Origin of the sequence: Aquimarina sp. AD1, from assembly GCF_003443695.1 — a bacterium.
In the GTDB taxonomy this organism is placed as follows: Bacteria; Bacteroidota; Bacteroidia; order Flavobacteriales; family Flavobacteriaceae; genus Aquimarina; species Aquimarina latercula.
In genome coordinates this window covers 3,504,510-3,518,084 of the sequence record NZ_CP031966.1, presented here as the reverse complement: position 1 = coordinate 3,518,084, position 13,575 = coordinate 3,504,510, and the positions used below count along the sequence as shown (strand labels likewise).

The 13,575-nt window shown below is 31.5% G+C and carries 13 protein-coding genes; 7 read left to right on the top strand and 6 right to left on the bottom strand.

Translation table 11 applies throughout. From position 1 onward, the window contains the following. Positions 1-74: 74 nt before the first annotated feature. Both D1815_RS15240 and D1815_RS15235 read left to right on the top strand, forming a co-directional pair. Entirely contained in the window at positions 75-1,076 is a 1,002-nt protein-coding gene (locus D1815_RS15240; RefSeq protein WP_118387989.1) for a hypothetical protein, read from the top strand. Between the two features lie 177 nt (positions 1,077-1,253). Further along, on the top strand, positions 1,254-4,106 hold the full coding sequence (locus tag D1815_RS15235) for a S9 family peptidase (RefSeq protein WP_118387987.1): 2,853 nt from the start codon (positions 1,254-1,256) through the stop codon (positions 4,104-4,106). Here D1815_RS15235 and D1815_RS15230 read toward each other — a convergent pair. Then, positions 4,084-4,632 (bottom strand): GNAT family N-acetyltransferase, encoded by a 549-nt coding sequence (locus tag D1815_RS15230; RefSeq protein WP_118387985.1) that lies wholly within the window; start codon positions 4,630-4,632, stop codon positions 4,084-4,086. The two genes, D1815_RS15235 and D1815_RS15230, sit on opposite strands and share 23 nt — an antisense overlap. 66 nt (positions 4,633-4,698) lie before the next feature. Here D1815_RS15230 and D1815_RS15225 point away from each other — a divergent pair, with 66 nt between their 5' ends. After that, a complete protein-coding gene (locus D1815_RS15225) occupies positions 4,699-6,039 on the top strand; it encodes a DEAD/DEAH box helicase (protein WP_118387983.1) in 1,341 nt (446 codons plus the stop codon). Between the two features lie 154 nt (positions 6,040-6,193). Here the strand turns inward: D1815_RS15225 and D1815_RS15220 are convergent, their stop codons facing one another. The 4 genes from D1815_RS15220 to D1815_RS15205 all read right to left on the bottom strand — a co-directional run bounded on the left by D1815_RS15220 (position 6,194) and on the right by D1815_RS15205 (position 8,944). Continuing rightward, positions 6,194-7,507: a metallophosphoesterase gene (locus tag D1815_RS15220; protein WP_118387981.1), complete on the bottom strand. Its 1,314-nt coding sequence runs from the start codon at positions 7,505-7,507 to the stop codon at positions 6,194-6,196. A 188-nt stretch (positions 7,508-7,695) separates the two neighbouring features. Next, positions 7,696-7,899 carry a helix-turn-helix transcriptional regulator gene (locus tag D1815_RS15215; protein ID WP_027394774.1) on the bottom strand — a complete coding sequence of 68 codons (204 nt, stop codon included), beginning with the start codon at positions 7,897-7,899 and terminating at the stop codon, positions 7,696-7,698. 2 nt (positions 7,900-7,901) lie between these two features. Next, entirely contained in the window at positions 7,902-8,420 is a 519-nt protein-coding gene (locus D1815_RS15210) for a DUF2975 domain-containing protein (RefSeq protein WP_035086146.1), read from the bottom strand. Between the two features lie 2 nt (positions 8,421-8,422). Further along, the gene (locus D1815_RS15205; RefSeq protein WP_118387979.1) at positions 8,423-8,944 is read right to left on the bottom strand and encodes a DUF2975 domain-containing protein; all 522 of its coding nucleotides are present in this window, start codon (positions 8,942-8,944) and stop codon (positions 8,423-8,425) included. Between the two features lie 150 nt (positions 8,945-9,094). Between D1815_RS15205 and D1815_RS15200 the strand changes: the two genes are divergently transcribed. The 4 genes from D1815_RS15200 to D1815_RS15185 all read left to right on the top strand — a co-directional run bounded on the left by D1815_RS15200 (position 9,095) and on the right by D1815_RS15185 (position 13,054). Beyond that, the gene (locus D1815_RS15200) at positions 9,095-10,258 is read left to right on the top strand and encodes a pyridoxal phosphate-dependent aminotransferase family protein (RefSeq protein WP_118387977.1); all 1,164 of its coding nucleotides are present in this window, start codon (positions 9,095-9,097) and stop codon (positions 10,256-10,258) included. A gap of 14 nt (positions 10,259-10,272) precedes the next feature. Beyond that, entirely contained in the window at positions 10,273-10,914 is a 642-nt protein-coding gene (gene bioD / locus D1815_RS15195; RefSeq protein ID WP_118387974.1) for a dethiobiotin synthase, read from the top strand. Next, positions 10,911-12,176, top strand: a complete 1,266-nt coding sequence (gene bioA, locus D1815_RS15190; protein ID WP_118387972.1) for an adenosylmethionine--8-amino-7-oxononanoate transaminase — start codon at positions 10,911-10,913, stop codon at positions 12,174-12,176. Before bioD ends, bioA begins: the two co-directional genes overlap by 4 nt. Before the next feature lie 116 nt (positions 12,177-12,292). Continuing rightward, positions 12,293-13,054 (top strand): hypothetical protein, encoded by a 762-nt coding sequence (locus D1815_RS15185; protein WP_118387970.1) that lies wholly within the window; start codon positions 12,293-12,295, stop codon positions 13,052-13,054. A gap of 77 nt (positions 13,055-13,131) precedes the next feature. Here D1815_RS15185 and D1815_RS15180 read toward each other — a convergent pair whose 3' ends face one another. After that, entirely contained in the window at positions 13,132-13,569 is a 438-nt protein-coding gene (locus D1815_RS15180; protein WP_118387968.1) for a cytochrome c oxidase assembly factor Coa1 family protein, read from the bottom strand. Positions 13,570-13,575: the final 6 nt, after the last annotated feature.

Below are 13,575 nucleotides of genomic sequence, written 5' to 3'. Positions count from 1 at the left end.
TAAAGTTGAGCTAAACCAAGCTAAGAACAGCAATATTAATTTTAGTGTTTAACTAACTTTTAAATTATCAAAACATGAAAAAAATTCTTGCACTTTTAGTTTTAATTACAATCTTTTGTGGATGTGAGTCAAATGAGGATATCTACCTTTTTGACGAGAAATTACCAGAAAGTAAAAATTCTAGTTTCTATTTGGATCTAGCTTATCAGCACGCTCCGGTACATTATCAAGATGTAGATCGCACAGGTTCTCATGGTTTAAGTGGAAAAGCAGATTATATTACTCGTTATGACTTCGATGGTGACCTTAATGCTAAAAATAATTGGGATAATATAGCTAATTCTTCCAGAAAAGGAAATGCTGTGGGATATTATTCTGTGGTAGAAACAAGTACGCATTACTTTATTACGTATGCTTTTTTTCACCCTAGAGATTGGACGGATATATGGTTTTTGTATCATTTTGATGAACATGAAAATGATCTGGAAGGAGTGCTTACTATAGTTAAAAAAGATAATTCTACTTATGGTAAAGCGATTGGAGCTGTAACGGTATTTCACTCCGATTTTTATTCTTATATGGCATCTAATTCTGGTTTGACTAATGGAAATGAAGATATAGATGGTACTTTAACTGCACAAAATCATAACGGAATTAATCGTTTTAAAACTTCTGCCGAGGCAAAAGGTCATGGTATCAAAGCGCACGCAAAACAACAACCAGGAGGAAGCGATTATGTAGTATATTTTCCAAGTAAAACTACTAGCGAATACCCATCCGATATTTATGATAGAAACGTAAAATATAAATTAGTTAATATATTTGAAAATGGAGGTATGTGGGATCAGCGTTTTAATACTAATCTTTTTAGTAATGCTAAATCATTTCAGAAATCCTATGGTAATGGAAGCGCCAATGCACCTTGGAATTGGGATGATAAAAATGACGGAGGCAATCAAGGTTTATTAGCAGGAGGTATTGCATATTATCCTGCGCATTTAGTGGATGAATATTTTAATGGACTAGGAAGTTTTAGTAAAACTTATATCTACAATCCATACTTGGGGATAGAATAATCAAAAATAATGTTGAATGTATATAGAGGAGCCAAAGCATAGATGTACTTGGCTCCTTTTTTATATTATAATTGATTAAAAATTAGATTATAGTAAGAATTTTGTATAAAATTATGTTAAAGAGATATTTGTAGGTAAAACGTTTTATACATTTCGGGGAAAACATAGCTAAACGTAATGATTAAGAACATAATTGCTCTATTTTTTTTCAGTTTTACAACATTGATTTTTGCTCAGAAACGATCTTTGACCCATGATGATTATGATTTATGGAAGAGTATTACTGATACCAAAATTTCTAATTCAGGAAAATTAATAGTTTCCGTGATTGAGACCGCTACAAAAAGAGGAGATGGCTATATAGAGATTTATAATACAGAAAGTAATAAAAAATTCACTTTTTTTAACGGATATGATTCTTCGATCACAGAGGATGAGAGTTATGTAGTTTTTAAACGAAAACCGAAGTATGAAACTGTACGAAAAGAGAAAAAGAAAAAATTAAAAAAAGATAAAACTACAAAAGATGATCTTTTTGTTTACGATGTAAAAGCCAATAAAATTTATGACTCTATTACAAGAGTAAGCTCTTATAAAGTTCCAGATGATTCTAATGGTTGGCTGGTAATAGAAAAATTTAAGAATAAGAAACCAGAAAAAAAGAAAAAGGATACGCTAAAGTCTAAAGCAAAAGATACAGTAAAACTTAAATTAGGAAAGGCATTTAAACAGAATTATGCGCTGGTATATGATCTAAAGACTAAGGAGCGAGACACTATTTTGCAGATCAAAGATTTTGTTCTTTCAGAGAAGGGAAAAAAGTTCTACTATACAAAGAAAGATGAAAAGAAAAAGAAAAAAGATATAGGAGTATTTGAATATGATATTGTTTCTAAATCCAAGTTTTTGATAGATTCTACTAGATATATTTATAATAAGTTGTCGGTTGATAAGAGTGGAGAACATTTTTCATTTATAGCTGCTAAAGATTCCACTCATGTAGATTCTTTGCAGTATGAGTTATTCTATTATAAAAACCAAAAGCTAACAGACTTAGTAGATGTTTTAGGAAAAAATCTGAGAAACAATTGGGAGTTAGAAGATGGCCAGACATCCTTCTTTTCTGAAAATGGCAGTAGACTTTATTTTTATTCTAAACCTAAAGTAGAATTTAATCAGGATACGACACTTTTAGAAGATGAAATTCCGCAAGTAGATGTGTGGAACTGGAAAGATAAAATGATACAGCCTGAGCAAAATGCACGGTTTGAGGAATTAAAAAAAAGAGCGTTTATATCATATTATGACACAGAGAAATCGTCTGTAGTACATATACAGGATGATACATTTGAGGATCTTATTTTCGATAAAGATCAACAGCAAAAATACATATTAGGAGCTACAGGAACCCCTTATGATAGTGAACGTTCTTGGTTGTTGCCTTGGACCAGAGATTTTTATGTTATAGATACATATACAGGTCAAAAACGTTTAGGACTTACCAAAACTGCTTTACGACCTTTTTTGTCCCCAGATGGGAGGTATGCATTATATTACGATATTTTTAAGAAGCATTGGTTTTCCTTGGAATTATCTACTCTAAAGAAAGTTAATCTTACCGAAAAAGTAAAAGTTGCTTTTTATGACGAAGATGACGATCATCCAATGCTACCCTATCCTTATGGTTTTGGAGGTTTTGATAAAGACGGGAATGGATTAATTTATGATAAATTTGATATTTGGAAGGTTTCTATGTCTGGAGAAACTAAGCCTATTAATATTACTGCCATTGGTAGGAAAAAGAACATAGAATATAGAACAGAAAGGTTAGATTCTGAAAATCGAGATAATGCATCTTATTCTGGTCAAGATTTATTGATTACAAGTTTTGATAAGACTACTAAATCCTCTGGGTTATATGTTTTGAGAGATAATAAATTAGTTGAAAAAATTAAACCTACTGAGTTCTTTTTAGATGAATACAACAAAGCAAAAAAAGGAGAAGTTATTACTTTTAGGAAACAAAATTTTAATACGTTTCAAGATCTACATTATACCAATAATAATTTTGAAAATATAACCCAAATAACAAAGGCTAATCCTCAGAAAGAAGAATTTAAATGGGGTACTGCAGAGCTTTTTAGTTGGAAAGCTTATGATGGTGCCAAACTAGATGGAATTATTTATAAACCAGAAGATTTTGATCCCTCTAAAAAGTATCCTCTTATTACTTATTTTTATGAAAAGAGGTCCGATAGTTATAGAACATATTATACACCTAGACCAAGTGCTTCTATCGTAAATCCATCATATTTAGTAAGTAATGATTATATCATGTTTGTACCAGATATTGTGTATGAGGATGGAAAACCTGGTCCAAGTTCGTATAACTGTGTAGTCTCTGGAGTAGAAGCTTTAGAGAAATTAGGCTATGTAGATAGTGAGAACATAGGAATTCAAGGTCAGAGTTGGGGTGGATATCAGGTGGCATATTTAGTAACTGTTACTAATAAGTTTAAAGCGGCAATGGCAGGAGCTCCAGTAAGTAATATGACATCTGCATACGGAGGAATTCGATGGCAATCTGGACTGAGTAGGGCGTTCCAGTATGAAAGATCTCAGAGTAGAATTGGAAAGAATTTATGGGACGGGTTTGATTTATATATTGAAAACTCTCCGTTATTTGGAATTCCTAAAATAGAAACCCCTTTGCTTATGATGCATAATGATAAGGATGGAGCAGTTCCTTATTATCAGGGTATAGAAATGTTTATGGGTATGCGTAGATTAGGAAAACCTGCTTGGTTGTTGGTATATAATGATGAAGCACATAATCTTAGAAAAGAAAAGAATAGACAGGATTTATCTATTAGAATGATGCAATTCTTCGATTATTATTTACAAGATAAACCAGTGCCAACATGGATGACAAAAGGTGTTCCTAGGATTGATAAAGGAAAAAATCTTGGGTATGATTTAGATAAAAAACCTGTGGAGGTAGAAAAAATTACTCCCAGTTCCAATAGATAATATGCCAAGATATCTGGTCAGCTTCATAAATTAGGAGTGTTTTGAAACCTATAGCATTGTGAGCGTTTAAGGAGCGTATGTTGTCTGAAGCTACTTCAGTAATTAAAAGATCGTATGTATTCTGTAATTTGGTTTTCATATGTTGATATAAACCTCTAAAAACACCTTGGCCACGATACTCTTTATCAACACAAACTTGTCCCATTACGATATATTTGTTTGGTTGATCTAATGAGTTTTCTATTTTTTTGAACATAGGTTTGAGAACTTCAATATCATTCCCAAAGTCCGAAGTCATACATAACGCATAACCAATAACTTTACCGTGATCTTTAGCAATAATATGAGGTTGTTGGTCATTCATCTTTTTTAAGATTTCAAAATCATGTTCTACCGTAACAAAACCTTCTTTTTTCTTCTCTTCTGAGGAAATTGAAGTAGTTAGATTTTTTTGTTGAAGGAGAAGGATTTGTTCTAATTCTTCGTGAGATGTTACAGTCGTATATTTTAGATGTTGAATAGTCATCTTTTTAACTTTAGAATTTAGATATAAAGATAGTATTATACACCTATCTTTGACCAAAATATTTTTATGTCAAATCAGTTTTTAAATCTAGGAGTTGCTGCTCCTTTGCAAAAGAGTTTAGAAGACTTAAAATTTTCTACTCCTACAGATATTCAGGAGAAATCAATTCCTGTTTTGTTACAAAAGAAAGATGATTTTGTAGGATTAGCAAAGACAGGAACAGGGAAAACAGCAGCTTTTGGTTTGCCTTTATTACAATTAATTGATTTAGATACTCCAAAAGTTCAGGCGGTAATCCTTGCTCCAACAAGAGAATTAGGACAACAGATTTATGATAATTTAGTGTCCTTTTCTACCTATTTACCTACCATGTCGATCGCTTCTATATGTGGAGGAATTTCTATTAAACCACAAATAGAACGTTTAAAAAACACCACTCATATCGTAGTGGCAACCCCTGGACGTTTAATTGATTTAATAAAGCGTGATAAAATTGATATCACAGCTGCTGATTATTTGATTCTTGATGAGGCTGATGAAATGATTAGCTCCTTAAAAGATGGATTAGATGAAATCGTTGCAGTCTTACCAAAAAAAAGAAGGACTATTTTGTTTACTGCAACAATGCCAGGAACGATAAAGCAATTGATTCAGAATTATATGTCTAAACATGTGATTCAGGTGACTGCAGATATGGAAACGGTTGGTCATCAAGGAATCGATCATCAATATGTGGTTGTAGAGCCTATAGAAAAATTAGAAGTTCTCATGCATTTTCTTAGTTCTAAAGAAGGAGAACGTGGGATTATTTTCTGTAAAACGAAAGCAGCAGTTAATAAATTAGCAAAAAACCTAGCAATCAATAAATTCTCTTCTGGAGCACTTCATGGAAGTTTATCACAGCCTATACGTGATAGGATAATGGGGCAATTTAGAGAAGGTCATATTAATATTCTTGTCGCTACAGACTTAGCTGCTAGAGGAATCGATGTAAAAGAGATATCCTATGTGGTGAATTACCATTTACCAGATGTGTATGATACCTATGTACATCGTAGTGGACGAACGGCAAGAGCTGGAGCCAAAGGGCTTTCATTAACAGTATTGCAAAAAGAAGAAGTTGAGGATTTAGCCGAATTTACAGAAGAATTAGGAATTACATTTAAGGAATTCAAAAAGGCAGATCCGCAAAGTATAGAAGAGAATAATACACTTTTGTGGGCTAAGAAAATATTTAAAACTAAGCCCAATCATGATGTGTCAGCTGAGTTTAAAGAAAAAATTAAAACTGTTTTCCATCATCTTACAAAAGAAGAATTGATCGAGAAAATACTAGCTAATCATTTGAAAGAAAAAATGAATATTGTTTCTCTAAAAGAAGAAACTCCTAAAAAGAAAAGGAGATAGTTATATGTAATATCTTATTGATAATTATTAGAGGATAAAAAAGAAACTGTAATTGTATAGCTTGTCTATACAATTACAGTTTCTTTTTATAATTATAATGTAATATGAACCTAACCTTTCATGCGGAGAGATCAAAGGAAATACTGTCTAAATTTTAATACGGATGACTAATTGAAGAGAGTCTAATAATATTTCCTATTGTAGATGTTACCATTTTCCAATCGTTTATTTTACCAAAAGAAAAATCTCTATGATACATATTGTGAGTATTTTCTTGTTTAATAATACCAATATCAACGACGTTTAATGAGCCGTTTTCAAAAACTAAAGCTTCAGAAGATGTCTCGATAGCATTAATATCATATATCTTTCCATTATAAAGAGGTTTGATTTTCGCAACATTTGTATGTCCAACTATGATTTGGGATGCATTATAGGTATCAAGAATAGTATCGATTTGTTGTGGAGTTGCTTTTTTAACTTCATCGTTTTGTCTAACGTAACCTCTGTATTGCGTAACACCTGTTTTTCCTAAAATAACCTCTTTTAGGTTATCATCTACTGATTTGTTTTCCCAATAATCCCACATTGCTTGATTAATTTGCTGTAAACTAAAGTTTTTGTTAGCTGTATCTGGACTTATTCCGCCATGGGTAATAATCATAGAACCAATTTTAACAATAACGGGTCGAGTTCTTAGCCATTTTCCTAAATAGGTTTTATCAGAAAAAGCATCTTTAAAAGACATCATTTGTTGTATTGCGTATAGGTTAAGAGGATCTACTCGACTAAAATTTCCTTTAAGAATATATTGTTCGTGATTTCCAATAAGATAATGTATCATACCGCCAGCTTCTCTTGCTTGTTCTGATAGAGCAACTATTTTCCATAAGACTTTACTAACTTCATTACCACGGTCAACCATATCGCCTGCAATTACTAAATGGTTTTTATTAAAGTTCCAATTTCCTTCAGAATTAATAACATTTAGATTCTTTAGCGTACAATCCATGTATGTATAATCTCCGTGAATATCACTTATAAATGCAATTTTATCAGGAGCATTGTTTATTTCAATTGCAGGTTTGTTGATTTTTGGTAACATAAAATCTAGTTGTTTATCTCCTGTATATATGCTAAAATTTTTAATACTGTTATTGTAATTTTTGTGGTGTACAGTACCATTAAAAAACCAATCCACTGATATGTCCTGATTTTTATCATAAGTAACTATAGGTCCTTCTATAAAATCCTTAGTAAAACTGGTAGAATCAGCGGTACCTGATAAGTTGATATTGATATCTATAAATTTTTCTTTTATTGGCACTTGAAGTGAGGTGTATATTCCATTTTCAGAAAAGAAAACAGAACTTTGATTGAGCTTATACAAGATAAGAGTAAGCATAATTAGAATTATACCTAAAACTGGATAAAAAATGAATACGCGTATTTTTTTTGATTTTTTCATGAGTTTAATTTTTAAAATGAGACAAAGGAGTGACCTATCGAGGCTTTTTGTGAGCTCAATAAATTGATAGTTAGAATCCTTGGAATTCTATAGAATTTTAGTAATGGAAAGGGTTTTTACATAAAAGTATCTAAGAATAGGCTAAGTAATAATGCGATTGATTTCATTTGATTGATTGGTTTAAAAAATTAAGGTTGGTATTCCAGAATATCAGATGGTTGACATTCTAATGCTTCACAGATTGCTTCTAAAGTAGAAAAACGTATAGCTTTAGCTTTTCCTGATTTTAGAATAGATAAGTTGGCCGTAGTTATGCCTATTTTTTCTGCCAACTCTTTACTTTTCATTTTTCGCTTAGCGAGCATAACATCTAGATTTATAATTATTGGCATAGCTATATTGTTAGTTCGTTTTCTTCTTGTAGTGTAAAACCTAATTTGAATATGGTAGCAATAAATGCTGCAAAAATACCTAATCCCAAGTGTAGCAGTCCAGGAGTTATATCGTTAAAAACAATTTTGTTGCTTATCAGAATTCCTATAATTACATAAGCTATGGGTAAAATTAGATTTAATATGGTAAACCATCTTAAGTATTTTATAGCTTCTTCTGTAAAAAGTTTTTCAGCACTAAATGTTTTAAAAATCAAAGATAGTACTAAGAAAAACGCTGAATACAGTATTAGAAAACAGAAAACACCTATAAATGTAATTGTATTATAACCTCCTTTTATCATAGAAGTCGTAAAAGGGATGTATATCTGCAATTCATCTGATTCCGTGATAATAAAATTATTACTTACTAAGGATACTATTAGAAATAGTAGAAAAGCTCCATACCCCATCATTATTAATCGTGTACTATAGAATAATACAGTTGACAGGGATTTTTTTCCAAACATTTTTAGCTCCATAATTATACAGTTAATTGGTTTTCGGATTGAATTTCTACTCCTCTTTTAAAGATGAATGCAATAATAAAAATAATTCCAGCCATGAAAAGGAATTCAGAACTTCCCCAGTCTAATTCAAATATAAATCCCTTTTTTTGTAACCACTTGCAATAGTGATTTGCTATATATGCTAATAAACCTGTCCATAAGGATACATAACTAATAGAAGAAATTAATCTGGCTACAGCTTTGGTAAAGGGTTTATCAAAGTCAATTATTGAAAAAATCTTAATTACTAAATAGAACAAATAAGCTTTTAGAGCAGTTACTGAAATAATTAATGATAATACAAAAGTATAATACTTAACAGAAGACTCGTAAAGATTAGACAAGTCTATATTTAGATATAGGTTTTCTGTTGCTTCTGGGTTTATTAATAGACTAATTCCTCCAGATATTAGTAAGGCTCCTAGTTTGATACATAAGCCAATAAATAATATCCAGGATACTATTTTCATTAATGTTATAATTCGTTTTGTTTCCATAATTATTATCGTTTTACGATAACAAATATATAAAAATTATTGAAAAACAATAATTTTTTATCAAAAAAGAATACTTAATTGTTGTTTTTCAAAATTACAAGTATAAGCTAGAATAATTCTAATGGTTCCATTTTATTGTATTTTTACGGCATGAATGGTTTTCCAAAAAAACTTGAGAAAAGACTTAAGGATAGAGAAGATAATATGGCATTACGCAGCCTTTCTGAACAAGCTGCGGTAATAGATTTTGCATCGAATGATTATATAGGTTTTTCTTCTTCTAAGTTAATTTTTGATAATACTCATAAATCATTAATAGAAAAAGGGATTCATCAAAATGGCGCTACAGGTTCTAGATTATTGTCTGGGAACCACCCATTATATGTTGAAACAGAAACAATGCTTACCACTTTTCATAATGCCGAAGCTGCTTTGATTTTTAATTCTGGATATGACGCAAATGTTGGTTTTTTTTCATCTGTTCCGCAAAGAGGCGATATCATTTTATACGATGAATTTATACATGCTTCTATTCGAGATGGAATAAAGATGAGTAATGCTAGGTCTTATAAATTTAATCATAATGATATAGATGACTTAAAACAAAGGCTTCAACAAACTAGGGAGAATAAAAAAAGTAGTAGCGAACCTTTAGAAGTGTATGTTGTTACAGAATCAGTGTTTTCCATGGATGGAGATACACCTGATCTAGGAGCTTTTAGTACATTTTGTAAAGAGAATAAGTGTCAGCTTATAATTGACGAAGCTCACGCTACAGGAGTTTTTGGAGATAATGGTGTTGGTCTTGTCCAACAATTAGGATTGGAAGATAACGTATTTGCTCGTATACATACATTCGGTAAAGCGATGGGTTGTCATGGTGCAGCTATATTGGGATCTTCTGAGTTGAAAAGCTATTTGGTAAATTTTGCCAGAAGTTTTATTTATACTACTGGATTACCTCCTCATTCTTTAGTTACAATTCAGACTGCTTTGATAGAACTCCAGACAACATTGGAAATTGAAAAGTTAAAACAGAACATTTTATTTTTTCAGCAAAAATTAGAGGAAACAAAACAGCGATCTCTTTTTATAGAAAGTAATTCAGCAATTCATTGTTGTGTTATTTCTGGTAATGAGAGGATAAAAAAGATTGCATCGCAAATACAGGAAAAGGGTTTTGATGTTAAGCCGATTATGTCGCCTACAGTTCCTGATGGAAAAGAACGATTACGATTTTGTCTGCATAGTTATAATACAAAAGAAGAACTTGCTGAAGTTTTAGAGTTGTTAGCTACCTTTACCAAAAATTAAAAACACATCATATCATGTCTAGTAATTCTGAGACAAAGTCAAAAAAAATATTCATTACTGGTATTGGAACCGATGTCGGAAAAACGATTGTGTCGGCTATAGTCGTAGAGGCATTAGAAGCAGATTATTTTAAACCAGTTCAAGCAGGAGATCTTACATATTCAGATACAGATAAAGTAAAAGAATTAGTGTCTAATACTACTTCAAAATTTCATCCAAATAGTTATGCATTGCAAACTCCAATGAGTCCTCACGCAGCAGCAGAAATTGATGAGGTTACAATAGATTTAAAAACAGTAAAATTGCCGGAAACTAATAATGATATTGTTGTTGAAGGAGCGGGAGGATTATTAGTTCCTCTTAATGAAGAAGAAACTATTCTAGATCTTATAAGTTCTGATTATAAGATAATAGTTGTTTCTAGACATTATTTGGGCAGTATAAATCACACATTGCTAACAGTAAAATTATTACAAGAAAAAGGATTTGATCCGGTAATTATTTTTAGCGGAGAAGAGCACGTAACTACAGAAGATATTATTCAGAAAATGACAGGTGTTCGAGTTATAGGTAGAATAGATAATGAACCTTATTTTGATACTATGGTGGTAAAAGAGTATGCATCCGTTTTTAAAGATAAATTAGAAGCTTTATGAATTTAAAAGAAAGAGATAAGAAACATCTTTGGCACCCATTAACACAGCATAAAATTCATCCAGATGCATTGCCAATAATAAAAGCAGAAGGAGCTTTGCTATATGACGATCAAGGGAAAGAATATATTGATGGGATAGCTTCTTGGTATACCGCTATGTATGGACATTGTAATCCATATATTTTGAAAAAAGTAGAGGAACAAATGCGTAGGTTAGATCAGATTGTTTTTGCAGGGTTTACGCATGAGCCTGCAATTAAGCTTTCTGAAGAACTGATTGATATATTGCCAAATAATCAGGAAAAGATATTTTTCTCTGATAATGGATCTACAGCAAATGAAGTAGGGATTAAAATGGCATTGCAATATCATTTTAATAAAGGAGAAAAAAGAAATACGATTATTGCTTTTCAGGATGGATTTCATGGAGATACATTTGGAGCTATGTCTGCATCAGGATTATCTGTTTATAATGGTCCTTTTGAGGATTTTTTTATTGATGTACAACGAATTCCAACACCAAACAAAGAAAATTTTGATGAGGTAATAAAACAATTACTAGGGATTATCAATTCATACAATGTAGCTGCTTTTATCTATGAACCTCTTGTACAAGGAGCTAATGCTATGCATATGTTTGATGCAGAGTGTCTTAATGAAATTCTAAAAATTTGTGCAACGAATAATATCATTACCATTGCTGATGAGGTGATGACCGGTTTTGGTAAGACGGGAAAACACTTTGCCTCAGAATATATAGAAACCAAGCCTGATATTATTTCTATGTCTAAAGCTTTAACTGCCGGTTTTGTGCCTATGGCCGTTACTAGTTGTACTCAAAATATATATGATGCATTTTTAGACGATTCTATTGGTAAAGCATTCTTTCATGCACATACATACTCTGCGAACCCAATAGCGTGTTCTGTTGCAATAGCCGGAATAGAACTTTTGAAATCCCAAGAAATTCAAAATAACATTAATACTATTATTAAATCACATCAGAATTTTGATGCCATCATACGAAACCATTCTAAGGTAAAAACTACCAGACAAAAAGGAGTTATTTATGCGTTAGATTTGGATATAGAGATGGATCGTTATGGCAAAAAAAGATATGAGATATTTGATCATTTTATGAAAAATGGGGTTTGTCTTCGTCCGTTAGGAAAAACAATCTATCTATTACCGCCTTATGTTATTAAGAAAGATCAGTTAGATAAAATTTATGATACAATTATTTCTGTTTTAAACTCTTTGTAAACAGATAGCTATAAAATAACTATAAAATTTGATCAAATTTTAGGGTAACAAATATCGCTTTTAAGACACTAACTATCGACTTCGTGTATAGCGAGGATAATTAAACCCATTTAATAATGAAAAAACTTTTATTTCTATCTGCGATTACAATTTTTGCAAGTTGTGATAGTGATTCTGTCTCTGATGAATTTGATAATGCCAACGGGGATACTGCAAAAAAATTAATAGAAAGCGTTGAATTTAACCCTGCGCAAGTTGACGAAGAAGATCAAGTGTTTACAGTGAACTACGATGCCAATAATAAAGTAACAAGTGCATCTAACGGAATCGAAACCGCTGTTTTAGTACACGAAAACGATGAGTTGTCAACGATTACAGGAGATGGTGATCCTTTTAGTTTAAGTGAATTATATCAAGATCCATATGATGCATTTGAAACAGGAGATGTATTGGAATATGATACTAGTGGAAATCCGATTTCTATTAGTGTACTAGAGGAGTATTATGAGTATAATCAAACTACAGGAGAATATGAAGAAACTATAGAAGAGTATATTGCAACAATAACATATGATGCTACACCAAACCCTTATTTCTATACGTTTGAAGCTGCCGGTTTAATTGAAGTTTTAGATAAAGTTCAATTAAACTTTAGTATGATGCCGCAAAGTCCCGAAATTGTTAGAGCGCGTGCACTATTTCCTTTAAATAATATTAAATCTATTGTTTACAAGGATGAAGACGGTGAAGTTGTTGGTGAACTTAAAATTGAATACGTATATGATGTAGATAATTATCCGACTTCTGCAACATTAACTGTGATTGATGAAGACGAGTTGTCTTCAGTATATACAATAACATATATTTATAAGCAATAATCTTGTATAAACTACTCAAAAAAAATAAGAGGACTTCTTGAAAAAGAGTCCTCTTATTTTTTATAATACTTTTTGGGTTAATTTTCTTCGGATCCTTTTCCCCACAATAAATCGACTTGTTCGTTTGTTTCTTCTAGTATTACATATAGTTCAGAATATGTCCAAGTGTCATTTTGCTTAGTACCAACAATGTATATTCTAGCTTCTCCATTAGGACCTTTGATCGGGATAGAAATATCGGCAGAACCTTCTTCATTTTCAAATTTTAAGCTACCATTCATTATACCATTAGTTTCTATTGGTTCTCCTAACATTTGTACGACATACTCATCTTGTTGTGCTTTTAAAAGGCCGTCTTGATAAGGTCCAGAGTTTGTAAAAGCTTTAGAAACTCCGAAGACAACTGAGCCTAGGAATACAAAAAAAATAACGATTAAAGTAAAACAACCTCCTACAGGTACTACCCAAGGCCAATTTCTGCTAAACCAACTTTTTTTAGATGTTTGTTCTTCCATAGTATA